The following is a 23,302-nucleotide window of genomic DNA, read 5'->3' as shown; positions in this document are numbered from 1 at the left end:
CCTCACATTGATTTTAATGTAAAGTGAACGAAAAAAGAAGAGGGAAAGCTCATTTGCCGTCCTTCTTCTTTTATTTGGGTTTTTAATATAGAAAAATAACAAAGAAAAGTGGTGGATGAAGATGGGAAATACACAGCAAAAATGGTGGCATAAAAGTGTCATTTATCAAATATATCCTCGCAGTTTTAATGATAGTAACGGTGATGGAATAGGTGATCTAAAAGGAATTATACAGAAATTAGATTATTTGAAGAAGCTGGGTATTGATGTCATCTGGTTAAGTCCGGTGTATGAATCTCCTAATGTCGACAATGGGTATGATATCAGTGATTATCGCTCCATTCTATCAGAGTATGGCACAATGGATGATATGAATAAATTGTTGCTGGAGAGTCAGGAACGCGGAATTAAAATTATTATGGATCTGGTAGTCAATCATACTTCCGATCAGCATCCATGGTTTATAGAGGCAAAGAAGAGAAGAGGCAACCCGTATAGAGATTATTATATCTGGCGTAACCCGGCGGCAGATGGCCGAGAGCCGAATGAACTGGAGTCTAATTTTAGTGGCTCAGCCTGGGAATATGATGAAAATACGGATCAGTATTATTTACATTTTTACAGCAGACAGCAGCCTGATTTAAATTGGGATAATGAAGAAATGAGAAACAGTATATGGGAAATGATGAATTTTTGGATAGACAAAGGAATCAGCGGCTTCCGAATGGATGTTATTGATTTAATCGGAAAGGACCCCGATAAACAAATTAAAGAAAACGGTCCTAAATTACACGATTATCTGCAGGAAATGTATCGTCAAACATTCGGAAAATATGATTTGCTGACAGTAGGAGAAGCGTGGGGAGCAACAACCGAGAATGCTAAGTTATACTCTTCTTCAGACAGAAATGAACTAAGTATGGTATTCCAATTCGAGCATATACATTTAGATAAAATCCCCGGAAAGCGCAGATGGGATTTAAAGAAATTGGAATTAACCGAGTTAAAGCAGGTTTTAAGTAAATGGCAATATGCCCTGGATCAGGATGGATGGAACAGCTTGTTTTGGAACAATCATGATCTGCCAAGAATTGTATCAAGATGGGGAAATGACGGAGAATTTCGAGTTAAATCAGCAAAAATGTTAGCAACGTTACTGCACGGGATGAAGGGCACACCGTATGTTTATCAAGGAGAGGAAATTGGGATGACGAATGCTGCTTTTGATTCGATTGATGATTATATCGATATTGAAACACAAAATATCTATCAGGAAAGAATCAAAGCCGGGTATAGCAAAGAGGAAATGATGAAAGCACTCTATATGAAAGCAAGAGACAATGCCCGGACCCCAATGCAATGGTCTGGCGAACCAGGCGCTGGATTTACTCAGGGGCAGCCTTGGATGAAGCTGAATCCAAACTACACTTCTATAAATGTTGAAGAAGCACTTGAAGATAAGGATTCTGTATTTTATCATTATCAAAAATTAATTGATATGAGAAAGCATAACAAAACACTAGTATACGGCACATACAATCTCTTAAATCCTGATGATGAAAGCATTTATGCTTATGAACGAATTTTGGAAAATGAAAGGCTGCTTATTGTATGTAATTTCTATGAGGACGAAAGAGAGTTTCGTTATTCAGCTGCAGAAGGTATGCAAACGAAAATCTTATTAAGTAATTACGAAGATTCTAGTTTAGATTTGAATATTGTTCACTTAAGGCCCTATGAAGCAGTTATGTATCAACTAAGTAAAAAAATATGAAGCGATTATAAATATTGAGTAATAATAAAAGACCTATAAAAAAAGAATCCTCATTAGATATCCCTTCCTTGTGCAGAATGGGTTCTAATGAGGGTTCATAATGATTTAGTTTTAAAGATTACCTGCTTCATAAAGGGAGTTTCACTGTGAAAATCGTACCAATGTTATCTTCATTAGCCTGAACACTGACCGTACCGCCATGCAATTCTACAATCGTTGCTACAATAGATAATCCTAATCCAGTTCCCTTTACACTTCTGGTACGGGAAGCATCTGCCCGGTAAAAACGGTCAAAGATACGTTTTGTTTCCTCATCGGATATACCAATTCCTGTGTCTATAAAGGAAATGGAGCACTGCTCCTCTGTGTAAGTGAGCTGGATGTCAATGCCGCCGCCTGGATGATTATATTTTAAGGCATTGGACAGCAGGTTATCCCAAACTGTATTTAACAGGGAGGGATCAGCGTCAATCTCCAGTTCAGGAAGTGTATAGCTCAGCATGATTTCTTTTTCTTGAATCAACCATTGATAGCTCATTAATAAATTTTTTAACTGGCTGCTGATATTAATCCGTTTCTTTTTCACAATCTGTTGATCCCGGTCAAGGGAAGAGAGAAGCAGAAGCTGTTCTGTCATGATGGACAGCCGGCTGATTTCTTCGTTAATAATCGAGGTATACTGATTCTTTTCTTCTTCTGAAGTCTCCTTGTCACTGAGTAAATTCGTATATCCTTTAATATTTGATAATGGAGATTGAATATCATGTGAAATATTTGAAACAAATTCCTTGCGCAGCCGGTCATTTTTCTCAATTTGTTCTGCCATTTGTGAGAAACTTGTGGATAACTCTCCTAATTCATCTTTCCGTTTCGTTTCTAAAGTTTTCACTTGAAAATTTCCTTTAGCCAGCTGTTTTGTTGCATTGCTAAGCCGGGAAATAGGTTTGACAAGATAAATTGTGCTAAGGAGAACAAATAAAATACTTAAAATAATCGTTAAAGCAAAAAGTACTCCAAATAGTAAATGCATCTCATTAAACAACAGCTTGATATCCGGCCGGATAAATAAAGCATAGGTTTCGTCCTGATATGTAATCGGAACACCGATAGAATTTTTTAATTCATTTGCAAAAAAGCCTGTTACAAAGGTTTGTCTGGGGAAATGAACCATCCCGTGGAAAATTTCTCCATCTAAAACCTTTTGTATTTCAGTATCTGTTAAATTGTTCTCCCGGAACTCTGCTCCAAAAAACTGCTCTTGGCCATTGTTATCCACAAGATACAGTTGATAACCGACATCTGCCATATTTGTTAAGTAGTCAGTAATCGTTATTTCTGGATTATTTTCAATAAAGGCAGCCATCTCCAAAGCAATTGACGTATTTTTTTCGTCGTTTTGGGGCTTGAGAGAATGTTGATAATAAGTGTTCGATACGAAAAAAGCGATAACGCCGCTAAGGACCATGATGCCAATGGTAACAGCAGCAAATTTTACATAAAGTGATCGCATCATTCCTCCGGCTCCAAACAGTATCCAATGCCGCGGACTGTTTTAATGGAGAAGGAAGAGGTCTGGGAAGAGAAGCGCTGCCTCAGCCGTTTAATATGCACATCCACTGTCCGTTCATCCCCATCGTAATCCATCCCCCATATTTTTTCGATCAGCTGTGTACGAGGAAATACATGCTGTGGATAAGTTGCCAATAATGCCAATAATTCGAACTCCTTTAAAGGGAGTAAAAATGTTTTATCCCCAATCTTTATCTCATAATTATTTAGATTGATTTCTGTATCTCCAAATTGTATGGTATGCGTGTTATTTTCCAGTTGATAGCGGCGCAGCAATGCCTGCACACGAAAGATCAATTCACGGGGCTCAAATGGTTTTACTAAATAGTCATCTGTTCCTGCAAGGAATCCTTCTTCTTTATCCTCAATTTGTCCTTTTGCTGTGAGTAATATAATTGGAATATCGTATTTTTTACGAATTTCTTTAGTCAGTTGAAATCCATTCATAAACGGCATCATCACATCAACAACAGCCAAATCATAATTTGTCTTTTTTAATATGGCTAAAGCTTCTGCACCATCCTTAGCCTCAGAAACGAAGAAGCCTTCCTTCTCCAGCTGAATACGGACAAGCTGAAGGATATGGGTATCATCGTCAACAATTAATATACTTTGCATGTGGGTAATCTCCATTCACATTAAATATTGCTTGTCCTAAGCTTACTGCAAATCAAAGGAAGCTGCCAAATTATTCGACTGGTTTTACCTTATTCACAGGTACATAACGAATATGCCAATAAATCAGTCCTATTCCTAATAATACACTGCTAATAGAGAAAATCAGCATCCCTAAAATACCAAATTTCAAATATCCAAAAAGGAGGCCGATAACCAGAAGGATAGGTGAGCTTAAGCGCAGCACACTGGTTTCCAGGGAGCTTCGCAGTACAGGTTCCTTCCAGGGAAAAAGTATAATAAAGGAATCGAATCTGAAACCAAGCCAGCCTGTTTTCGTGATATCCACAATGATATAAATGGAAGCAAGCCAAAATAAGCAACCGGTCCAGTATGGTGCAGCTAATATCAGCACAGCAATTAAAAGACTTGTGAGCTGAACAAGCGGCATCAGCACGGGTAAATTGCGAAAGAAAGATTTAAAATAGGCATCAGTAAAAATCATAGCGCTGTTTTGTTTTTGGAACATAACCTGTGAATTCTTCCAGAGTCGCACCGGTTTTGCAGAAGGCAGCTTGTAGCCTTGTTGATTAGCGTTTGTAAGTAAAAGGTTAGCCCATTTGCCTCTTGCCTGTTCATCCATTTCAGCAATTTTTAAAAAATGCGTTCCATCATATGGGAGTTTATAAGCCATGGTTATCACAGCAATAAAACTAATGCTTATCCACGATATCCACAGCAGGAAGTCGGATACAATAACCTGAGTTAGACTTATCCACAACGCAAGGACTATGATATAAGATAGCGTGCGTAAAATAACGGATGGGAAATGAATTTGTGCATACTTTTTCCACAACGTAACCAAACATGCCCCTGAGAGATAGTATAGCCATAGATATCCTGAAGAAAGAAGGGATAAAGTAAATATTTTACTTAGAAAAGGAACAGCGACTAGAAATAGCAATGTGCTGGTAAACAACACAATACTGATAGAATAGATGATTCCATATTGGGATACACGCCGCAATAAGGGAATATTTCTGCATAGAAAAAGCTGGTCTGCCAGGTATGTGAATAACTTTATATTATACAGGAAAAAACTTATCGCCAATATAATCATCCAGCCGTACCAGCCGATCAGATTTAAAATGTATGGTATATCACCGAGCCACTCCATATAGAAAAATGCACCAGCAGCGACTCCGGGGATTAATAAATAGATAAATAATGTCCAATCAAGTATCAGCTTACTCGCTTCCCATAAATTTTGAAAATCTGACTGGAGCCGATTGAAGAACAAGCTGCGTGCTGTCTTATTCATGATACACTCTCCTCCAGTAATTCATAAAAGCAGTCTAATAGAGATGTGCCGGCCGGTTGATTTGTTGCTGTCTGCAGCTCTTGTAAGCCCCCTTGAAAAACAGTGTGTCCTTCGTTTAAAAGAATAAACCGGTCACATAGTTTTTCTGCGGAATCAAGTACATGGGTAGACATTAGCAGAGCCGCTCCACGTTCTTTTTCCTGATGCAGCAGGGTGATCAGATGTTTTGTTGCTATTGGATCTAAGCCGATAAACGGTTCATCAATGATATAAATATCCGCTTCTGTCATAAAGCTGAGACAAATTAATGTTTTTTGCCGCATTCCTTTGGAAAAATGAATAGGCAGCTCATGCTCTTTGCCAGTCAAGGAGAATTTTTTTAGAAGATTCTTTGCCCGGGACTCCCAGACATCTTGCGGGATTTCATAAGAGGTGGCAGCGAGCCGCAGATGCTCCCAAAGTGTAAGACGATCATAGAGGATGGGCTCTTCCGGGATATATGCCAGCTGTTTGTCATCTTCTAATTTAATGTTTCCATGGAAGTGCTCTATGGTGCCGATAATAGATTTGATAGTCGTACTTTTTCCTGCGCCGTTTGCTCCGATAAGACCGACGATTTCACCGGGAGAAATAGTGAAATGAATATCTTTTAAGTAAAGCTTTTTTTGCTGATAGCCTGCAGAATCTATATGTACCTGTAGCATAGAATCCCTCCATGAGTTATAGGATATGTTTGTATTTATGTATATTAGATATACGAAAATCAAGCGGAAAAGTTTCGTTATCTTAGGATACAAAGACATTAAAAGCTATTTTCATATATTGCAGCAGCTGTAGTAACCTTGCTGCATTGGCAATTACAAATGAAGCTGGTCTTTATTTGTTTGCTTTCAGGTATGTTTCTCCATTAAGATAGATACAATAGAAATAATTAGAAAATTGTTACATAAGGAGGCTTATGGAATGGCAACGTATGAGGATTTTATGAAAATCGATTTACGTGTAGGTACTGTATTACACGCAGAACCGCTTGAAAAAGCACGTGTTCCTGCGATTAAATTACGGATTGATTTTGGAGAAGAGATTGGTGAAAAACAATCCTCTGCACAAATTACCAAACGCTATACACCTAAGGACTTGGTAGGACGTCAGGTTGTTGCAGTCGTTAATTTTCCGCCGCGCAGAATTGCCGGCTTTAAATCAGAGGTGCTTGTTGTTGGCGGGGTAGAAGAAGAGGGAGATGTCGTTTTACTTGGTCCAGATGAACAAGTGACAAACGGAACGAAAATTTCCTAATAAAAGAAGTGTCCATTCGCCTGAGCTGAAAATAACTCAGGCGAATGGACTTTTTTTATCCACTTTCATTTACGGGCTGCTCGATACTTCCCATAAATAAAATGATATTCTCTTCTGTATTGGTAATTGTGAATAGAAACGGGCGATCGATTTCCATCTGGAAGGTATCCTGTATAATTGCAGCAGTTTCTTCTATTGAAACAGAGGTAGCTCCAGCTGCTTCCGTACCTTCTTCGTTAACGTATATAAATGTTTTATGATAAATTTCGTCGATATAAGCCCCTTTATCTTCTATAGACGTAAACATATTAGAAAAATTAGCCTGGTCTGGAGCGAAGGCCTGTTCCATACCGAGATCAATAAAAAGATCATTGAGTTCAGATTCATATTCCAATGTGAAGGAGGGAAGAAATACAGTTCCTGTCTGTTTCTCCATATCCTCTGTCCATTCCTGCCATTTTTCTAATGAAAAGTCTTCCTGAAAATCTGCAAAGCTTGTGTCCTCATTAGGCAGGAAAATCTGCATTTGTATGGTTTCTTCCTCTTCATAAGGCAGGGAAACAACTTGAACATCATCATTTTCTGCGTAATTTAATTCCTCCTCGTACAATACCATCGTAGGTGTTTCGATAGTAGAGCCGTCTGCTAAATGAAATTTCTGATCCTCTGTTAAGCTTTCATCAAAAGGATAGGTCCAGTCACCTTGAAAGTAAACAGCATTGAGCAAGAATAAAATTAAATTAGGAGAAATCTCATCTATCATCTTATCGATTCGGTCATTTGTCTGTTCGGCAACCCAGTCATTGATTGCATCTTCTGTTGTCAGGGGCTCTATTTGCGCTAGATAAGATGTTTCCATCATTTCCTGGTAAGCAGATTCAATCTCCATATCTTCCCTGAACCAGATAGCATTTGCAAGATACAGCTCCAGTTCCTCATTATCCTCTGTCTGATTCACTAACAGATTGTGGTTCGCAGCAAGTAAGGCATCAGAATCAATATTCTCTATCCCAAGTACTTCAGCCATTTCTTCTTTTGTCTCTCCTCCGGCGCCATGATAGGCCATATTCAATGCAGTCCAAATACTGACAGGAGAGATAAATAAATTGCCATCCTCATCTTTGTCTAATCCGGAGAGTGCTTCAAAACCAAGCTGGTTCAATCCTGACTGGACGGTTTCTTTCGATGCTTTGTCCGGCTGATCCATATCGTCAGCTGGGTTTTCTTGTCCGGAGTTAGAGGAACTGCAAGCGCTTAAAAAAATGACTATAAAAAAACAAAGTAATTTTTTCATCATTTTAACAGCATCCCCTCATTTAATTTTGTTAAACATATCATACATGAAGGAGAGGAACAAGCGAATATGGAAGGAAATACTAAAACGAATAAAAAGAAAACCATAGTAAGCCGAGGCTTACTATGGCTGCTATTCCAGTTATGAAGATAGCTTTTTCTCAAAAATATCTAATAGTTCCGAAACCAATTCATAAGAGTAAGAAGCTTGGGAATAATGATCTTCTGCGTGAATAACCAGGAAAGGCAAATTTTCCTCCGAATTTTCAGATAGTCTGGAAAGAAGTTTTAAATGCACGCCCGACGCTTGTACAATTAAATCATTTGCTTCTTTTAACAGTGCGCGAGCTTCCTCATACGCATCTCCTTTTACCTTTTTCAAAGCGATTAATGTATCGCTTTTGGCCTGTCCGGCAAGCGCAATAATTTCGAAAGCACCCGCTTCTAAAGAAGGCGTTTCGTTTTGTTGATTCTCTTCCATGAATCGTGTCCTCCAATCAATATTTGAGAGAGTTTGAGGCAATTAGAAATCAAATGCGTCATCTTCCTCTTCTTCTTTCTCATTTTGTTCTTTCAGTAATTGAGCCTTCTCCATTGCTTTGAAGAAAGGAAAATAGATAAGTCCCATTACAATAATATTTACAAATGGCAGGATGACAGCTTTCCAATCAAGCGTCATGATAAATGCTCCAACACCGGGCGGTAAGAAACCAGGAGGCTCTACAATCGGGTAGCCAATAAAACCTGCACTGAAGAGCAGGTAGGAAATTCCGCCAATAATTGGAGGAGCAAAAATAAACGGGATAAATAAGAATGGATTCAATACAATTGGTGTCCCAAAAATGACAGGTTCGTTAATACCGAATAAAGATGGAATGAAAGCAACCTTTCCAATTGGACGTAATGTATCCGACTTGCTTCGCATCATTAGAAATACGAGGCCTAATGTAATCCCGGATCCAGTTACCGATAATATACTGTAGTAGAAGCCCATTGTAAAGATATGCGCGGCTTCCCCGCCAGCGGCAATGTTATTTGCGTTCGTCGCCATATAAGTTGTAGCGATTGGCAGCCAGACGCTTGATGTGATTGCGGCACCATGTAATCCAAAGAACCAGAGCAGCTGCGTTAAGAAAAGAATAAGCATTACGGCAAAAATATTGTCAATACTCTGAATTGCTGGAGCGAGGACGCTCATAATAACCTGCGGAAATGCTTTCCCGGCAAATTCAAAGGAAAGAATAGAGATAACTGTAAATACGACAATATTTATCACCATTGGAACTAAATTGTTAAAACTCTTGGCAACAATGCTTGGAACATCTTTTGGCAGACGAATGACAAGTGATTTGCTATTTAAGAAGCGGGTAATTTCTACGATTCCTAAACTGACAATAATACTGACAAACAGTCCTTGTGCATCAAGGTTTGCTGTTCCAAAACCGCCATCTATTACTTCTGCACCAACAATAAATTGGCAGATTACAGCAGTAATTCCAATCTCAATAGAGTTCATCTTATATTTTCTGGCCAGTGATTCCGCTATAAAGAATGCAGAGTATAATGAAATAATTCCCATCGTGAAATTAAATGGAAGCATAAATTTATCAAGGTGACTGCCGATAAAAGCTGCTACACTGTTTCCTTCTGGAAGAATATTCATTAAAGCAATAGATAATAAACAAAAAGAGCCGATAATAATGATGGGTACGATACTCATCATACCCTCTTTAACTGCTTGAATATGCACTTGGTTTTCTATTTTTTTAGCAACAGGTAATAAGTATTTCTGTAAGGACTGCTGAAATCTTGATTCTGTCTCGGCCAACGCTGTTCATCCCCTCTATAAAGCGTTTTATTTTGAAATAAGTTACTGCCTAAGAGGTACCCCTTCGACAGTAACTTATTGTCAGGACTACCTAGTTTTTGTACAATTTAATTGCTAACTTAATGATTGCCGGAGCATCTATACGCCCGTAATCTACTAGATCAATCGTGCCGACTTTTACTTGATGGCGCTGGCACACTTCATGAATGGAATCTTCTCTGGAACGAATTTGTGGAGCAATAAGCACCACATCGATATCTTTTGCTTCAAGGGTTGATCCCAATTGATTTACAGAGGTTGCTTCCACGTTCATTTCTTTATGCTTTAGCTTTTCATGCTCCGCGATAAACGCCTGCATTTTTTGAACTAAATAGCCAGTGGATGCACCTGCTTCACAGATTAAAAGAATATTCATTAATAATCTCTCCTTTAGTTAGAATCACAGCATGCTTTATCTAGCTTTATTCGTGTTTCAGTACTGCCAGGGATTGCTTTTAAATGTGGACTCTACAGCCTCTTCCGGATTATATTTCTTAAGAATTTCTTCATAACGTGCTTTGTAATCATTATCTACTTCTTTTTGAGGGATAACTTTACTTGCTTCATTTAGGAAATGGAAAGAATCGCGTCCCATTGCTTTTCCTTTTGTTGTATGTTTATCAAGAGCGATGTCTGGAATCTCTGGAAGGTATCCCATTGCAAAGCTTTTAGAAACAATATTTTTTAATAAGTCGCTGGAACGATCTTTTTCACACGCACATAGGTAACGAATGGCATGGAAGAAGAATAATGGACGATCGCCATCTGCATAAACGAACTTTTGACTCATATCATGTAAATTATTAATTAAGATAGCTGCTTGAGGGTCTCCCATTCCAATATCTTCTACAGAAATAGCAATTAAACGTCTCCATAGTTTGTCCTCTGCCTGTGGAGAAGTGATATAGAGCTCATATGCAAATTCGCAGGCATCCTCCTCTTTTCCTCTGCGGATACTTTTTTGTAAGCTTGATATTATTTCCTCGGAAATAAATCCGTTTCTTGTATAGGTTCTTGCCCAAGGGTCTTCTGTAAAATGCTGCATTTTGTTTCCTCCTCAAATCAGAATGTTGTGGTGCTTGTCTAATAAATATGTTTCTCTTTAAGACTGCTCCTGTTGCAATACGGTAAATCAAAGTATTTATAACTCAACTTTCGAACTTGAGAATAAGCATCTATACCTTACCATTCTAAGATGAACATGTTCTTTGCTATCCTTCTTGCTTTTTGTTAAATCACCTTACTATTGAAATGGAGATTGTGTATAGTTCCTGCAATTAACCAATACGCTTTCCGACGTACAAATGTTTCCGGTCGGGCGAGTAACCGCGATCCCATTCCCAGGACGTACTAGTGCAGACTTTGCAACAAATCGTTTCGATAGGGTGAGTAATCTTAGGCCCCAGGACGCTTGAGATCTTAGTCTGCCATGGAGACGACAGCAGTTAACTTGAAAAGATAACCGCTTTTTAAGTGAATCTTCAGCTCTTCCTGTTCCTATAGGAGTCTACTTGGTTAATCTGCGCTCAGTTAGGCTTCTACAGCGAATGAAAAAAATCATAACCTGATGGAATTGGATTAAGCAGTATAGAATACCCTTCTAGCGGAGGCGGACCGTTTTGACTCCTGAGGGATTAGCATCATCTGAAGATCCACTTTTGCCAAGTGCTCTTCTTGGAAAAAGTTAGCTGAAGAGCATGCCCCTAGGAAAGCAAAACGGTCCGCCGCAGCGGCGGCCTTACACGTTACTTGCTTTCTAGCTAGAGTTTATGCTTTATCAAAAGATAGATGGAAGGAACAATCAACACCTATCACTATGATAAGCAAGTTATTTTTTAAGGTTTGAAAGTCGAGTTATAAGAAACAACATTGTAAGCCCGGAATGGTTCCTGTACAATAAAATCTGTAATCGGTTTAAACAGGAGGCTCAGCAATGAATATAGAACATCTTTCCGATAAGCATCAATTAGATCATTTAGAAAAGAAATTATTAACTTATCTGGTTGATTATCCAGAGCCGTTAAGTAAGCTTGGTATTCGCAAAGCAGCGCAGGATAATAATACCTCCATATCGACCATTATTCGTTTAGCAAAAAAACTGCATTTTGAAGGATATACCGATATGGTGTATCATATAATTTTTTCGAGAAATCAAAAAAAAGAAACAACGAAAGGCGATTTGTTTACAATATCAACGGAAATGATCCGGCAATACAGTGGAGCCTTCCGGGAGTTATTCCAAAAATATCAATCCAAAAAAGTGGTTGTCTTCGGCCTTGGTTATTCACAGCTTATCGCCAATTATATTAATGAAAAATTACTGATAAATGGCTGGAACAGCATTTCAAATACACATCTCCAGCTTTTCTCAGAAGCTCATCAGGGAGAGGTATTGCTGATATTTATATCTCAATCAGGCGAGACACCGAGAGCGTTGGATATAGTAAAAAACGCCAGCCAAAATGGTATAGACATCATTTCATTTATTGGAAATGCCGGCTCGTCTGCAGTACCGTGCTCTGCGCTTCCAATTATAATTAACGAGTATAACCAGTTAGGAGATCTCCAATATATGCCGAATACATTTTTTGGTGAGACCATTTTACTTTTTGAATATCTGTTCAGTGATTTTTTGGAAAACTTAAAACAGTGTAATGAATAATACAATTTTATCGTAGCATAGGGGAAAGACATTTGAGTATAGGCAGAGGGAAACTTAAAACATGTTCTGAGTTTTGAAAAATTTTAGAGCTTTATTGCCTGTATTATTAATAAATTTTATGTAAATAACTGGATATAATTAAAAGATAGAAAAAATCAACAGCATCCTTATCTAAAGGGGAGCAAGTGACTTATTTCTATCTTTTCGTTTTTAGGCTTTAACACCTCTCCAAAATACCTTCCACATAGACTCTCCATGATTTTCGATAATATCCATATCATAGTAGCTTGTTTCATAAGATAAACCGTCCAATAAACCGTAAAAAGCTCGTGCTGCATCCTCTAGGGAAACTTCATCGGTAATATCTCCAGCCTTCTGAGCTTTTTTTATTTCTTCTTTAAATGCTTTCCTTGCCTGCTCCTCACTATCACGCAGTAATTCCAAAGTTCTGCTCTCAAACCCTTTTGGAGGATAGGAGGAGAAGCGATTATAAAATTCAATACTGCTGTCATGATTCGCCATATCCTTCACATGTGCTTGAAAGGAGAGATACAATTTTTCCTCTGTTGTCTGCCCGTCATTTTCAAAGGTGGACTTTACAAAGTATACATAATCTGCTGCAATCTTTGTCGTTACATCCATAAATAATTCTTCTTTACTGCTGTAGTGTGCATAGAGGGAGGATTTCTGCAGACCAACCCGGTCAGCGATCTTTGTCATGGAAGTTCCGTTATAGCCCAGTGTTGCAAAAAGCTCCATTCCTTCCATTAAAATTTTTTCTTTTGTGTGCATGGTAATTCTCCTTTGACAAAATAATTACTGTAGGTTACAATTTTCTTGAAAACGAACGGTCGGTAGGTTACGTTATTTCTTATTATAAAGCATGCTTAGCTGCATGTCATGTGAAAAATATATACAAAGCTTTTGATTATGAGTACAGCTTTGTTTTATCAGTAAAAAAAGTCGGAGGAAAGATAATATGGGAGGACAATCTTTATTTAAAAATCGTACATTTGTGCTGTTGTTTGTTGCGGGTATCTTTGGTGTAGTCAGCTTCAGTATGTTTTTGACAACCACGACATGGTTTGTGATCAGTGATAGCGGGTCTGCAAGCTCTTTAGGGATTGTATTAATTGCGGCAACTGTACCGAGGATAGCGATGATGGTTTTCGGAGGAGTGGTGGCAGACCGTTATAAAAAGACTACGATTATGTTTTTGGCAAATTTCGTGCAGGCAGTTCTTTTGCTTATTTTATATATTCTCATTAAAAATGATGGATTATCTCTCGGCTTGCTTTTAGTGATTGCAGCCGGTTTTGGGATGCTGGATGCCTTCTTTGGGCCGGCAAGCTCCTCTATGATTCCTAAAATTGTCGAGAAAAGTCAGCTTCAGCGTGCCAACGCCTTATTCCAGGGAGTAGATCAGGTTTCATTTGTTGCGGGGCCAATTATTGCAGGAGTACTGATGGAATCTGTCGGGGTCAGCGGCAGTTATTTTGTGGCAATGATTTTAGCATTACTGTCAGCTGTAATTATTTTTCCGCGTTTTATCAATGAAGGACCGGTTGCACTGCAGGAAAAACAAAAACCAATCAAGGAAATCAAAGAAGGTCTGGCATATATTCGTAATTCACGCTTTTTATTGACGGGCTTAGTCGTTTTAATATCACTGAACTTCTTTGTATTCGGAACCCTGCATATTGCGATTCCTTTCTTAGTAGAAAGCTATGGGGGAACACCGCTTAATTTAAGCTACATGGAAGCCAGTCTGGGGATAGGGCTAGTAGCTGGTACAGGTGTGCTCAGTACGGTGCTGATAAAAAGGAAAGGCAGAACCTCCTTGTTCGGCTTATTGGGGGCATTAATATCGTATGTAATTTTCGCTCTTGTTCCTAATTTAATGATGCTGACAATTGTCGTATTCTTTATTGGATTTTCTATGTCATTTGTATTTATTCCATTCTTCACAGCTGCTCAGGAGCAGACAGAAGACTATATTATGGGAAGAGTCATGAGCATTATCTTCCTGGCTATGAATGGGTTTGATCCGATTTCTTATGCACTTGTCTCCGGATTATCAGCTGCTGATATTCCTATTCAAGTTATTCTGCTAAGCTTTGCAGCGATTGGCTTGATTATTACAACAGTATTATTTAAAAAAGCGAAAACCTATCAAAGTATGTAAAGCTGCAGACTGAAAAACCTCTTATGCGATTTATGCCACTTAAGAGGTTTTTTTCATATAGTCATTTCCAGTTGATTCCGGCGCCATTTACCAATAAGAAGAACGGAAAGAGTAAGGATATTGAGGAAGATAAGCTGTCCATATTTCAGTGAAGCAAAAAGCTGTTGTACAAAAGCTTCTTCTAACAGCATCTTTCCCGCTGTCCATGCCAGTATACCTGCACCAATATAAATAATAATCGGGAAACGCTGGATTAATTTTAGAATGAGTTCACTGGCTGTTAAAATAATCGGGATACTTAAGATAATGCCGGCGATCACCAGCAGCAAATCGCTGTCAGCAATGGCAGCAATAGCCAATACATTATCCAGGCTCATAATTACATCTGCAAAAATAATAATCGTTATCGCCTCACGCAAGGAATTGCCGCTCTTCATCTGGCTTTCATCCTGCTTATCAACCAGTAATTTATATGCTACGTATAATAGTAGAAATCCACCGATTAATTGAATAAAAGGCAATTTCAATAGGTAAATCATGATAAAAACAAAAAGAATCCGAAGCGCAATGGCGCCAAATGTTCCCCAGCGAATAGCCCTGGACTGAAGCTGTTCAGGAAGATTTCGGCTCGCCATCGCAATGACAATAGCGTTATCTCCGCTTAATAAAATATTGATAAGGAGAATTTGTCCGACTATCTGTATAAACTCCAACATATCTCTCCTTTCCTGTCTGTTCGATATTTTAGTATATGAGCTTGTACGAGGAAACAGAACAGCAAATAAAAAACCTTTTATTCTCTTTATTAAAAAGAAAATAAAAGGTTTTGCACTGTATTATATGTACGCACACGCCAAAGAGACTTGCTATGTTTATTGGTAATGTCAACAGTAAAACTTGTTAAGATAAAATAATTAAATAAATGCTATATTGAATAGAAGCTAAGGACTTGAATCGATTGGAAATATGTAAATAAACTTAAAAGAAGAAAAATTTTATCAAATCTTTATGAGAAACTAACTATCACTGCGAAGACGTGCATAAATACCATTACGTCTATCTAAATCCAGCTTTAAGCCTGCATATGGATCAGCATGAAGATTCTCTTTGATCCATTTTCTTAATGCAGTAATAATTTGCTTGGTCATCCATTCCTGTTTTCCGGATGATGTTATGATTTCTGCTGAAAAACCAGTGTAATCATCATAAAACAACTCTACCTGGACGTCATCTGTTTTCATATTCTGTTCTTCAGCAATGTACATACATATAGCAAGCACAATATCCTCTTCAGGAATAATAAGTTTTTGCATACCACAAAATCCTCCTGCATATGGTTGAAAGGCTTATTTATTATTAAGTCTTTAGCAATGGTGCCCATTCTATTCTATCTTACTACAAATTCCCTATTTGCATGAAGCAGGAAGTAGTTATAGGGGCATAATCTTTCTTTTGACTCTTTTTACCAGGATCATTTTCTTGGACTTTTTATTTCGTAAGCCTTTGCGGGAAAAGAGCTGTAGAGAGAGCGAAGCTTCAGAAAAGCTTAGTCATTACTTCGTCTAGCTAATATTTCTAAATAGGAAGTATATCAATAGTATATCACTGTCTCTTTTGATTTAATAATGAGAGAGACTTCAATTTTAATCAAAGAAAAGCAGCTGTACTTAATCCGTAACAGCTGCTTCTATAATCGAAAAGGATACCTGTTGACAATCAATTTGGGCTGATCTTCCATATGGAATAGGTGTTTTGGGTTCCGTATGGCCAAAGGAAACACCATACAGCACTGGAAGATCAACCAGTCCATTTTCTGTTAAAACAGATAAGATAACTTCTTTATATGCCTCATAATGCACTTCTCCATAAGGTTTTGCAAAAATAATCCCGTTTGTCTGATGAAGAATTCCCTGGGCAGCATAGTTTCTGAGCCATCTTTTTATTAATTCCGGATCTGTCTGCTCCTCGGATGTTTCAAAGAAGAGAATGCTGTTCTGCCATGCTTCCTGCTGCGGCCAGATTTCTGTTCCTTTAGCAAACTCAAGTACTTCGATACAGCCGCCGATAAGGTTTCCTTGTGCAATGCCGTTTCCCTGCAAAAGTTCATAGCCTTTATTAGGATACATTTTTCTGGCAGTGGTTTTATTAACAATATCCCATTCCAGGAATTCACTTGTCCATTTTTCTGGTGCTGGAATATCACCGACTGCTTTCGTTTGAAAAAGCATGCTTTGAATCGCCTTCACCGTGTAATCATCCATCGCAACATTTTCTGCGAAATCCGTCATAATTGCCGGACCATAGAAGGAAGATAGACCCGTATGGAAGCAGAATAAATGAGCAATCGTCGTATCTGAGAAGCCCATGAAAATTTTAGGGTTTTGCCGGATAATATCAAAATCAATATAGGGAAGCAGACGGATACTGTCATCACCGCCAATATTAGAGATAATCCCCTTGATTTCAGTATCCTGAAAAGCGGCCATTAAATCCTCTGCCCGCGCCTCGGGATGTTCAGCTATATAAGCTTGTCCTTTTAAGCTGTTGGGCATTGGGACAACTTCAAGCCCGAATATAGTTTCTAAGCGTTTTACGCCCTGTTCATAACGCCAATGCAGTGCTGGTTCACCGGCCCCGCCCCAGGACAGGCTGACTGCAGCTACTTTATCGCCGGGGGATAATTTTCTTGGCTGAATAAGCATAAAAGATGCTCCTTTCTGTAAATGGCATATACTATGTATTCGCTAGTTATTTGAGAAATCCTTTTTCTAAAAAAGAATGTATTTAGCATAAGAGTATTCTCATAGTGCCCCGCAAGCTATATATACAGACAAACAGGTACAGAATAATCTTTGATAAAATCCTGCTTTACGCCTGTACACCCTTATGGTAATCTAAAGCTGATAAGTAAATACGCAATGATCCACTAGGGGTGCTTATAAAGCTGAGAGAGGCATGTATATACTGCCTTAACCCTTACCAACCTGATCTAGTTTGTACTAGCGGAGGGAAGTGGGCGGGAAATGCCTATAGGCAAACGAAATAAACCTTTCTGCCATCTTCCTTCCCAGGGAGATGGCTTTTTTGCGTGCTTTAAGAGGATGTTCAAAAAGTGCTTTAAAGGGGGTTCATTTGAATGGATAAAATAATTCAGGATGTATGGAACCGGGAGAAAGAGCTGGTAGAGCTTCTTAGTGATTTGATTCGCTTCAGGACGCCTGCTCCGCCTGCGCGGAATACAGAGGGTATTCAAGCTTATATTGCCAATTATTTAAAGGAACTGGATTTTGAAACAGAGCAGTGGGATGTGTATTCGGGAGATCCGAATGTTGTAGGGCGTCTGCATGGAACAGCTTCTGATACATATAACAGCTTGATCCTTAATGGGCATGTCGATGTTGCTTCCGTTGAGGATGATGAAAACTGGAAGCATGCGCCATTTCAACCGGCAGTAGAAGGCCGTACATTATATGGACGTGGGGCGGCAGATATGAAAGGTGGTCTCGCAGCCTGTTTATTTGCTATGCGGATTTTGCATGACCACCAGATTCAGCTTGGAGGAGATGTTATTCTTCAATCAGTCATTGGTGAAGAGGTTGGCGAAGCAGGGACGAAGCAATGTGGTGAGCGTGGCTATACAGCTGATTATGCGATTGTTGCAGACACTAGTCATTGTGAAATTCATGGACAGGGCGGTGTTATTACCGGCTGGATTACAGTGAAAAGTCCGATCACGCATCATGATGGTACGCGCAGACAGCTTATTCATGCTGGCGGCGGTATGAAAGGAGCAAGTGCGATTGAAAAGATGAACAAACTGATCACTGCCTTGCAGGAGCTGGAGCGCCATTGGGCAGTGACTAAATCCTATCCAGGGTTCCCGCCGGGCACGAATACAATTAACCCGGCAGTTATCGAGGGAGGAAGACATGCCGCGTTTATCGCAGATGAATGCCGGCTGTGGGTTACTGTTCACTATTATCCGAATGAGACAGCTGAACAGGTTGCAGAAGAAATTGAACTGCATTTACGAAAAACGGCAGAAGCAGACGTCTGGATGAGAGACAATCCGCCAGCCTTTGAGTGGGGCGGCGAATCGATGATTGTTGACCGGGGTGAAATTTTCCCGTCTTTCTCAGTAGATAAGGAGCACGCAGCCCTTGCTCTTTTACAGGAAAGTCATCAGGAAGCATTCGGTGAGGAAGCTGCCTGTCGTATGTCCGAAACCGTAACGGATGGGGGATGGCTTGCAGCATACGGTATTCCGACTGTCTGCTATGGACCAGGAGAATTAAAGCACGCCCATGCAGTGGATGAGCAGATAGATATAGATGAACTATTAAATTATACAACGTCATTACTGCGATTTATTTTGAAATGGTGTAATACAGAAAAACAGTAATAACATTTTAATAAAAAATATATAAAAAGGAGCTTTGATAACATGAAATTTTCAGAACGTATTCGCAAGACAGCAGACCCGATTTGGGAGAAAAGTCATCAGCATCCATTTGTACAGGGAATTGGTAATGGAACACTGGATATAGAGGCATTTAAATTTTATATGTGCCAGGATTACAAGTATTTAATAGAGTACTCCAAAGTAATTGCGATGGGGACGGTGCTTGCAAAAGATTTAGATACGATGTCCGGGTTTGCTAAATCACTGGATGAAACGTTAAATTTTGAAATGGACCTTCATCGTCAATATGCTGAACGTCTTGGTATTTCAAGAGATGAACTGGAATCTACTGTTCCCGGTCCGGTAACTCTTGCCTATAGCAGTAATATGCTTGCAGAAGCACAGAAGGGATCTTTAGCAGCTTTGATTGCGGCAATTCTGCCATGCGCCTGGAGTTATCATGAAATTGGTCTGGAGCTGGCGAAGAAGCCGGGTGCTTTAGAGCATGAGCAGTACGGAGAATGGGTGAAAATGTACAGCTCGGATGAATTTGGTTCCATCGGTAAGTGGCTGATTGAAAAATTGGATGAGCTGGCTGAAGGCTGTACGGAAACAGAATTGAATGATTTAGAAGCTATTTTTCTGAATACCAGCCGCTATGAATATATGTTTTGGGATATGGCATATAAGAGTGAAGGCTGGCCGATTTAGTGGCAGAGAGCTTCCTGTAAGATATAAACAGTTTGTGAAATAATGTATAAATAGGATGTTTGGTATAACAATATTGTCTATAAAATTGAAAAAAGTAGAATGGTTGGATAGACAATGAATAGATTCATGGTAAAATAAAGAAAACGGATACGGAAGATGGGTGAAGCAGATGAAGTTCTGGTGGAGAAAAATAGCAGTCGTATTTATAACAATCTTAACATTGGGTATTTATACTCCGACCAATCTATTAGAAGTCGATGCAGATAAGCGGGATGACAGCAATCTATCTTCTTCATCTGACATAGAAACTACATCTGTTATTGAAGAGACCACCCAATCATATATTGTAGAGAATCCGAGAGAAGCTTATCTGGAACATCTGCATAAAGAGGCAAAAGAATTGAGCCTGGAGAAGTTTGGACCAAGAATCACGGATAAAGTAGAAAACGAATTTGCTGCAGTTATTTTGCCGCAGATGGAAACATTGCTTGCAGATCTTGTTGAACATTCTGAGGAATATAAAGATATTGCTATTACGGAAAAGCCTTCGGAAGGCTATGGAGAGCGAATCTTTAATGTTTCCAATAACGAAACGAATGAAACCTTGGTAAAGTTTCATGTCCGTCGTGAAAACCGTCCATTAGAAGGACATTATTTTAACTTTCATTATCATTTAAATGAAGACAGATTCCAAAAGCATCATCACATCGGAGATATCTATTGGGATAAGAATACACCGCCGAAATGGATGGCATAATAACAAAATTATTTTTTTATATTAAGAAAGGCAAGAGAGGCGCCAAACGCTTCCTTGCCTTTTGTTTTTTTATAATAATTTATTCGTTTCCTCTAAATAAGCTCCAATCTTCCGGTCGAATACAACTAAATCTGCATAATTATCTAATGGTGTTTTCTCCTGATTCACAATGACGAGCTTGGCACCATTTTGTTTTGCGATTTCCGGAAATTGATTGGCAGGCGTTACGGATAGGGAGGATCCCAGCACAATAAATAAATCAGCCTGCTTTGCAAGTTCAAAAGCAGCAGAGAAGGCATCCTCAGGAAGCATTTCTCCAAATAATACAATAGAAGGTCTGAGTATTCCACCACAGGAACAGTAGTAATCTTCATCTACATAAGCAGAGCTGTCATAAACTTTTCCGCAACTCTGGCAATGAAGCTTCTGCAGCGTTCCATGAAGCTCATGAACATGCTCGCTGCCTGCAGCCTGGTGAAAGCCGTCTACATTTTGAGTAATGATGGCCTGAATAAGTCCATTCTTCTCCCAATCGGCAAGAATTTGATGGCCTTTATGCGGACCGAATTCTTTTACACCTAGAACACGCTCCCGATAAAATTCGGTAAAATCCTCTACGTGATGATTTAAGGCATCCACGCTTGCGATTTTGCCCGGGTCTTTTTTTCTCCAAATTCCTCGGTTTGTTGAACGAAAATCAGGCAGTCCACTTTCCGTAGACATTCCTGCACCAGTGAAAATAACGGTATGCTTGGAATCTTTTAACCATTCATGAAGCATCGAGACCCCTCCTCTTCTATATGGTTTCTATTATACATGTTGTTGGGTCTAGATGCGACTAATATTGACAGTTAAAATAGAATATGGTATTACATGTAATAGAGGTTTAGCACTCTGTGTGCAAGAGTGCTAAAAAAAGAAAAAGGAGAGGGAATGTCATGGCAAAGCGTAAATTTAAAGCAGAATCACAGAAGTTATTAGATATGGTGATCAATTCAATCTACTCACAACGGGAGGTTTTTCTGCGTGAATTAATCTCAAATGCAAGTGATGCGATTGATAAAATTTATTATAAAGCACTAACAGACGATTCTTTAACGTTTGACCAGAGCAGCTACTATATTAAACTGATTCCGAATAAGGATACTCGTACATTGACAGTTATTGATACAGGTATCGGAATGACAAAGGAAGAGCTGGAAAATAACCTTGGGGTGATTGCGAAAAGCGGCTCGCACACCTTTAAATCTGAAAATGAAATTAAAGATGGCCATGATATTATCGGCCAATTTGGTGTCGGCTTCTACGCTGCATTTATGGTGGCGGATAAAGTAACAGTACTTACAAGATCAATTGATAGTGAAGAAGGGTATAAATGGGTTTCACAGGGCTCAGACGGCTATACAATTACACCAATTGAGCGTGAAGAAGTTGGAACAGAGATTATTCTTGAAATAAAAGAAAATGAAGACGAAGAAAATTATGATGAATTTTTAGACGAATTCAAATTAAAACAAATTGTAAAGAAATATTCTGATTTTATTCGCTACCCGATTAAAATGGATGTGACCGAAAGCAAATTAAAAGAGGGTACAGAAGATGAGTATGAAGATGTCATTGAAGAACAGACGCTCAATACAATGGTTCCAATCTGGAAGAAAAATAAGAGCGAACTGACAGATGAGGATTATCAGAACTTCTATCAGGAAAAACATTACGGATTTGATCAGCCATTACGTCATATCCATATCAATGTAGATGGTACCGTCCGTTATAATGCTATTTTGTTTATTCCGGAGCAGGCACCGTTTAATTACTACTCCAGAGAATATGAAAAAGGTCTGGAGCTGTACTCGAATGGTGTATTGATTATGGAAAAATGTGCAGATTTACTGCCTGATTATTTCAGCTTTGTGAAAGGGATGGTTGATTCCGAGGACTTATCCTTAAATATTTCCAGGGAAATGTTGCAGCATGACCGCCAGTTGAAAATCATTGCGAAAAATATTCATAAGAAAATAAAACAGCAGCTGCTCAGCCTGCTGCGCGATGACAGAGAGAAATACGAAACATTCTTTAAAGCATTTGGTCAGCAAATTAAATTTGGCGTTTACAGTGATTTTGGCCAGCATAAAGAAGAACTGCAGGATCTGCTTCTGTTCCATTCTTCTAAGGAGAAGAAGCTGGTAACTTTAGAGGAGTATGTATCACGCATGCCGGAAGACCAAAAGTATATTTACTATGCTTCCGGAGATTCCAATGAGCGTATTGAAAAACTCCCACAGACAGAAATCGTTGCCGATAAAGGCTATGAAATCCTTTATTTCACAGATGAGATTGATGAATTCGCAATTAAAATGCTGATGAAATATCAGGAGAAGGAATTCCGTTCTGTTTCCAGCGGAGACCTTGGTATTGAAGAGGATAATAAAGAGGAAGAGAAGGAAGAAACAGAAAGTCATAACGAACTGTTCAAAGCAATGAAAGAGGTTCTCGGAGATAAAGTAAAGGATGTACGAGCTTCCAAACGTCTGAAATCACATCCGGTTGTCCTTTCTGCAGATGGCGAGATCTCTCTGGAAATGGAGAAAATTATTAATGCGATGCCGGATGACCAGCAGATTAAAGCGGATAAAGTGCTTGAAATTAATGTAGATCACAGCATTTTTAAAGCACTCGAAGCAGCGCAGGGTAATGATCAGGATAAATTAGAATTATATACAAACCTGCTTTATAACCAGGCATTATTGATTGAAGGGCTGCCGATTGAAGATCCGGTGGCGTTTACGAATGATATGAGTAAGATTATGGTTTGATTCTTAAAAAACATCGTGTTAGAGGTTACTTCTC

The 23,302-nt window shown here is 38.9% G+C and carries 22 protein-coding genes and 1 riboswitch; of the genes, 8 read left to right on the top strand and 14 right to left on the bottom strand.

The window, feature by feature from the left end; translation table 11 throughout:
* The first annotated feature begins 121 nt into the window (after positions 1-121).
* Entirely contained in the window at positions 122-1,774 is a 1,653-nt protein-coding gene (locus tag IEX29_RS08045; RefSeq protein ID WP_188733953.1) for a glycoside hydrolase family 13 protein, read from the top strand.
* A 127-nt stretch (positions 1,775-1,901) separates the two neighbouring features.
* Here IEX29_RS08045 and IEX29_RS08040 read toward each other — a convergent pair whose 3' ends face one another.
* The 4 genes from IEX29_RS08040 to IEX29_RS08025 form a co-directional block, all read right to left on the bottom strand.
* Positions 1,902-3,287 carry a sensor histidine kinase gene (locus IEX29_RS08040; protein ID WP_308423629.1) on the bottom strand — a complete coding sequence of 462 codons (1,386 nt, stop codon included), beginning with the start codon at positions 3,285-3,287 and terminating at the stop codon, positions 1,902-1,904.
* Complete coding sequence (locus tag IEX29_RS08035) at positions 3,284-3,961, bottom strand: response regulator transcription factor (RefSeq protein ID WP_188733952.1); 678 nt, start codon at positions 3,959-3,961, stop codon at positions 3,284-3,286. The genes IEX29_RS08040 and IEX29_RS08035 overlap by 4 nt, the downstream gene beginning before the upstream one ends.
* 70 nt (positions 3,962-4,031) lie before the next feature.
* On the bottom strand, positions 4,032-5,279 hold the full coding sequence (locus tag IEX29_RS08030; RefSeq protein WP_188733951.1) for an ABC transporter permease: 1,248 nt from the start codon (positions 5,277-5,279) through the stop codon (positions 4,032-4,034).
* Positions 5,276-5,983 carry an ABC transporter ATP-binding protein gene (locus IEX29_RS08025; protein ID WP_188733950.1) on the bottom strand — a complete coding sequence of 236 codons (708 nt, stop codon included), beginning with the start codon at positions 5,981-5,983 and terminating at the stop codon, positions 5,276-5,278. Before IEX29_RS08025 ends, IEX29_RS08030 begins: the two co-directional genes overlap by 4 nt.
* 259 nt (positions 5,984-6,242) lie before the next feature.
* On the opposite strand from IEX29_RS08025, the gene csaA reads away from it, so the two are divergent.
* On the top strand, positions 6,243-6,575 hold the full coding sequence (gene csaA, locus IEX29_RS08020; RefSeq protein WP_188733949.1) for a chaperone CsaA: 333 nt from the start codon (positions 6,243-6,245) through the stop codon (positions 6,573-6,575).
* A 55-nt stretch (positions 6,576-6,630) separates the two neighbouring features.
* Here csaA and IEX29_RS08015 read toward each other — a convergent pair whose 3' ends face one another.
* From IEX29_RS08015 to IEX29_RS07995, 5 genes are all read right to left on the bottom strand, one after another.
* Positions 6,631-7,872 carry a serpin family protein gene (locus IEX29_RS08015; RefSeq protein WP_188733948.1) on the bottom strand — a complete coding sequence of 414 codons (1,242 nt, stop codon included), beginning with the start codon at positions 7,870-7,872 and terminating at the stop codon, positions 6,631-6,633.
* Between the two features lie 138 nt (positions 7,873-8,010).
* A complete protein-coding gene (locus IEX29_RS08010; RefSeq protein WP_188733947.1) occupies positions 8,011-8,349 on the bottom strand; it encodes a PTS lactose/cellobiose transporter subunit IIA in 339 nt (112 codons plus the stop codon).
* A 42-nt stretch (positions 8,350-8,391) separates the two neighbouring features.
* Positions 8,392-9,696: a PTS sugar transporter subunit IIC gene (locus tag IEX29_RS08005; RefSeq protein WP_188733946.1), complete on the bottom strand. Its 1,305-nt coding sequence runs from the start codon at positions 9,694-9,696 to the stop codon at positions 8,392-8,394.
* Between the two features lie 91 nt (positions 9,697-9,787).
* The gene (locus IEX29_RS08000; protein WP_188733945.1) at positions 9,788-10,111 is read right to left on the bottom strand and encodes a PTS sugar transporter subunit IIB; all 324 of its coding nucleotides are present in this window, start codon (positions 10,109-10,111) and stop codon (positions 9,788-9,790) included.
* A gap of 57 nt (positions 10,112-10,168) precedes the next feature.
* Complete coding sequence (locus tag IEX29_RS07995) at positions 10,169-10,780, bottom strand: AAA family ATPase (protein WP_188733944.1); 612 nt, start codon at positions 10,778-10,780, stop codon at positions 10,169-10,171.
* Positions 10,781-11,668: 888 nt separating this feature from the next.
* Between IEX29_RS07995 and IEX29_RS07990 the strand changes: the two genes are divergently transcribed.
* The gene (locus tag IEX29_RS07990) at positions 11,669-12,397 is read left to right on the top strand and encodes a MurR/RpiR family transcriptional regulator (protein WP_188733943.1); all 729 of its coding nucleotides are present in this window, start codon (positions 11,669-11,671) and stop codon (positions 12,395-12,397) included.
* A gap of 210 nt (positions 12,398-12,607) precedes the next feature.
* Here IEX29_RS07990 and IEX29_RS07985 read toward each other — a convergent pair whose 3' ends face one another.
* Positions 12,608-13,189 (bottom strand): TetR/AcrR family transcriptional regulator, encoded by a 582-nt coding sequence (locus IEX29_RS07985; protein ID WP_188733942.1) that lies wholly within the window; start codon positions 13,187-13,189, stop codon positions 12,608-12,610.
* 187 nt (positions 13,190-13,376) lie between these two features.
* Here IEX29_RS07985 and IEX29_RS07980 point away from each other — a divergent pair, with 187 nt between their 5' ends.
* On the top strand, positions 13,377-14,582 hold the full coding sequence (locus tag IEX29_RS07980) for an MFS transporter (RefSeq protein ID WP_188733941.1): 1,206 nt from the start codon (positions 13,377-13,379) through the stop codon (positions 14,580-14,582).
* 53 nt (positions 14,583-14,635) lie between these two features.
* Here IEX29_RS07980 and IEX29_RS07975 read toward each other — a convergent pair whose 3' ends face one another.
* The 3 genes from IEX29_RS07975 to IEX29_RS07965 all read right to left on the bottom strand — a co-directional run bounded on the left by IEX29_RS07975 (position 14,636) and on the right by IEX29_RS07965 (position 17,284).
* On the bottom strand, positions 14,636-15,298 hold the full coding sequence (locus IEX29_RS07975; protein ID WP_229720134.1) for a TerC family protein: 663 nt from the start codon (positions 15,296-15,298) through the stop codon (positions 14,636-14,638).
* Positions 15,299-15,598: 300 nt separating this feature from the next.
* A complete protein-coding gene (locus IEX29_RS07970; protein ID WP_188733940.1) occupies positions 15,599-15,895 on the bottom strand; it encodes a DUF2653 family protein in 297 nt (98 codons plus the stop codon).
* Between the two features lie 354 nt (positions 15,896-16,249).
* A complete protein-coding gene (locus IEX29_RS07965) occupies positions 16,250-17,284 on the bottom strand; it encodes a S66 family peptidase (protein ID WP_188733939.1) in 1,035 nt (344 codons plus the stop codon).
* 216 nt (positions 17,285-17,500) lie between these two features.
* A riboswitch (TPP riboswitch) is annotated at positions 17,501-17,610 on the top strand.
* A gap of 108 nt (positions 17,611-17,718) precedes the next feature.
* Between IEX29_RS07965 and IEX29_RS07960 the strand changes: the two genes are divergently transcribed.
* From IEX29_RS07960 to IEX29_RS07950, 3 genes are all read left to right on the top strand, one after another.
* Positions 17,719-18,984, top strand: coding sequence for an acetylornithine deacetylase (locus IEX29_RS07960; RefSeq protein ID WP_188733938.1), 1,266 nt, complete (start codon positions 17,719-17,721; stop codon positions 18,982-18,984).
* A 42-nt stretch (positions 18,985-19,026) separates the two neighbouring features.
* Positions 19,027-19,695, top strand: coding sequence for a thiaminase II (tenA, locus tag IEX29_RS07955; protein WP_188733937.1), 669 nt, complete (start codon positions 19,027-19,029; stop codon positions 19,693-19,695).
* 169 nt (positions 19,696-19,864) lie between these two features.
* Entirely contained in the window at positions 19,865-20,452 is a 588-nt protein-coding gene (locus tag IEX29_RS07950; RefSeq protein ID WP_188733936.1) for a YpjP family protein, read from the top strand.
* Between the two features lie 69 nt (positions 20,453-20,521).
* On the opposite strand, the gene IEX29_RS07945 is transcribed toward IEX29_RS07950, so the two are convergent.
* The gene (locus IEX29_RS07945) at positions 20,522-21,232 is read right to left on the bottom strand and encodes an NAD-dependent protein deacylase (RefSeq protein ID WP_188733935.1); all 711 of its coding nucleotides are present in this window, start codon (positions 21,230-21,232) and stop codon (positions 20,522-20,524) included.
* Between the two features lie 158 nt (positions 21,233-21,390).
* Between IEX29_RS07945 and htpG the strand changes: the two genes are divergently transcribed.
* The gene (gene htpG / locus IEX29_RS07940; protein WP_188733934.1) at positions 21,391-23,268 is read left to right on the top strand and encodes a molecular chaperone HtpG; all 1,878 of its coding nucleotides are present in this window, start codon (positions 21,391-21,393) and stop codon (positions 23,266-23,268) included.
* Positions 23,269-23,302 lie beyond the last annotated feature (34 nt).

The sequence above is a fragment of the Oceanobacillus neutriphilus genome (assembly GCF_014645515.1).
GTDB lineage: Bacteria > Bacillota > Bacilli > Bacillales > Amphibacillaceae > Oceanobacillus > Oceanobacillus neutriphilus.
The sequence above is the reverse complement of the archived record's forward strand: the minus strand, read 5'-3'. Positions and strand labels throughout refer to the sequence as shown.

What these genes read in the sequence shown, in the direction of transcription:
- IEX29_RS07975 (WP_229720134.1), bottom strand. Translation starts at nt 15,298, where the DNA reads ATGTTGGAGTTTATACAGATAGTCGGACAAATTCTCCTTATCAATATT.
- IEX29_RS08030 (WP_188733951.1), bottom strand. Translation starts at nt 5,279, where the DNA reads ATGAATAAGACAGCACGCAGCTTGTTCTTCAATCGGCTCCAGTCAGAT.
- IEX29_RS08010 (WP_188733947.1), bottom strand. Translation starts at nt 8,349, where the DNA reads ATGGAAGAGAATCAACAAAACGAAACGCCTTCTTTAGAAGCGGGTGCT.
- csaA (WP_188733949.1), top strand. Translation starts at nt 6,243, where the DNA reads ATGGCAACGTATGAGGATTTTATGAAAATCGATTTACGTGTAGGTACT.
- IEX29_RS07960 (WP_188733938.1), top strand. Translation starts at nt 17,719, where the DNA reads ATGGATAAAATAATTCAGGATGTATGGAACCGGGAGAAAGAGCTGGTA.
- IEX29_RS07995 (WP_188733944.1), bottom strand. Translation starts at nt 10,780, where the DNA reads ATGCAGCATTTTACAGAAGACCCTTGGGCAAGAACCTATACAAGAAAC.
- IEX29_RS07990 (WP_188733943.1), top strand. Translation starts at nt 11,669, where the DNA reads ATGAATATAGAACATCTTTCCGATAAGCATCAATTAGATCATTTAGAA.
- IEX29_RS08040 (WP_308423629.1), bottom strand. Translation starts at nt 3,287, where the DNA reads ATGATGCGATCACTTTATGTAAAATTTGCTGCTGTTACCATTGGCATC.
- IEX29_RS07970 (WP_188733940.1), bottom strand. Translation starts at nt 15,895, where the DNA reads ATGCAAAAACTTATTATTCCTGAAGAGGATATTGTGCTTGCTATATGT.
- IEX29_RS08000 (WP_188733945.1), bottom strand. Translation starts at nt 10,111, where the DNA reads ATGAATATTCTTTTAATCTGTGAAGCAGGTGCATCCACTGGCTATTTA.
- IEX29_RS07950 (WP_188733936.1), top strand. Translation starts at nt 19,865, where the DNA reads ATGAAGTTCTGGTGGAGAAAAATAGCAGTCGTATTTATAACAATCTTA.
- IEX29_RS07945 (WP_188733935.1), bottom strand. Translation starts at nt 21,232, where the DNA reads ATGCTTCATGAATGGTTAAAAGATTCCAAGCATACCGTTATTTTCACT.
- IEX29_RS07985 (WP_188733942.1), bottom strand. Translation starts at nt 13,189, where the DNA reads ATGCACACAAAAGAAAAAATTTTAATGGAAGGAATGGAGCTTTTTGCA.
- IEX29_RS07980 (WP_188733941.1), top strand. Translation starts at nt 13,377, where the DNA reads ATGGGAGGACAATCTTTATTTAAAAATCGTACATTTGTGCTGTTGTTT.
- IEX29_RS08045 (WP_188733953.1), top strand. Translation starts at nt 122, where the DNA reads ATGGGAAATACACAGCAAAAATGGTGGCATAAAAGTGTCATTTATCAA.
- htpG (WP_188733934.1), top strand. Translation starts at nt 21,391, where the DNA reads ATGGCAAAGCGTAAATTTAAAGCAGAATCACAGAAGTTATTAGATATG.
- IEX29_RS08015 (WP_188733948.1), bottom strand. Translation starts at nt 7,872, where the DNA reads ATGATGAAAAAATTACTTTGTTTTTTTATAGTCATTTTTTTAAGCGCT.
- IEX29_RS08035 (WP_188733952.1), bottom strand. Translation starts at nt 3,961, where the DNA reads ATGCAAAGTATATTAATTGTTGACGATGATACCCATATCCTTCAGCTT.
- IEX29_RS08025 (WP_188733950.1), bottom strand. Translation starts at nt 5,983, where the DNA reads ATGCTACAGGTACATATAGATTCTGCAGGCTATCAGCAAAAAAAGCTT.
- IEX29_RS07965 (WP_188733939.1), bottom strand. Translation starts at nt 17,284, where the DNA reads ATGCTTATTCAGCCAAGAAAATTATCCCCCGGCGATAAAGTAGCTGCA.
- tenA (WP_188733937.1), top strand. Translation starts at nt 19,027, where the DNA reads ATGAAATTTTCAGAACGTATTCGCAAGACAGCAGACCCGATTTGGGAG.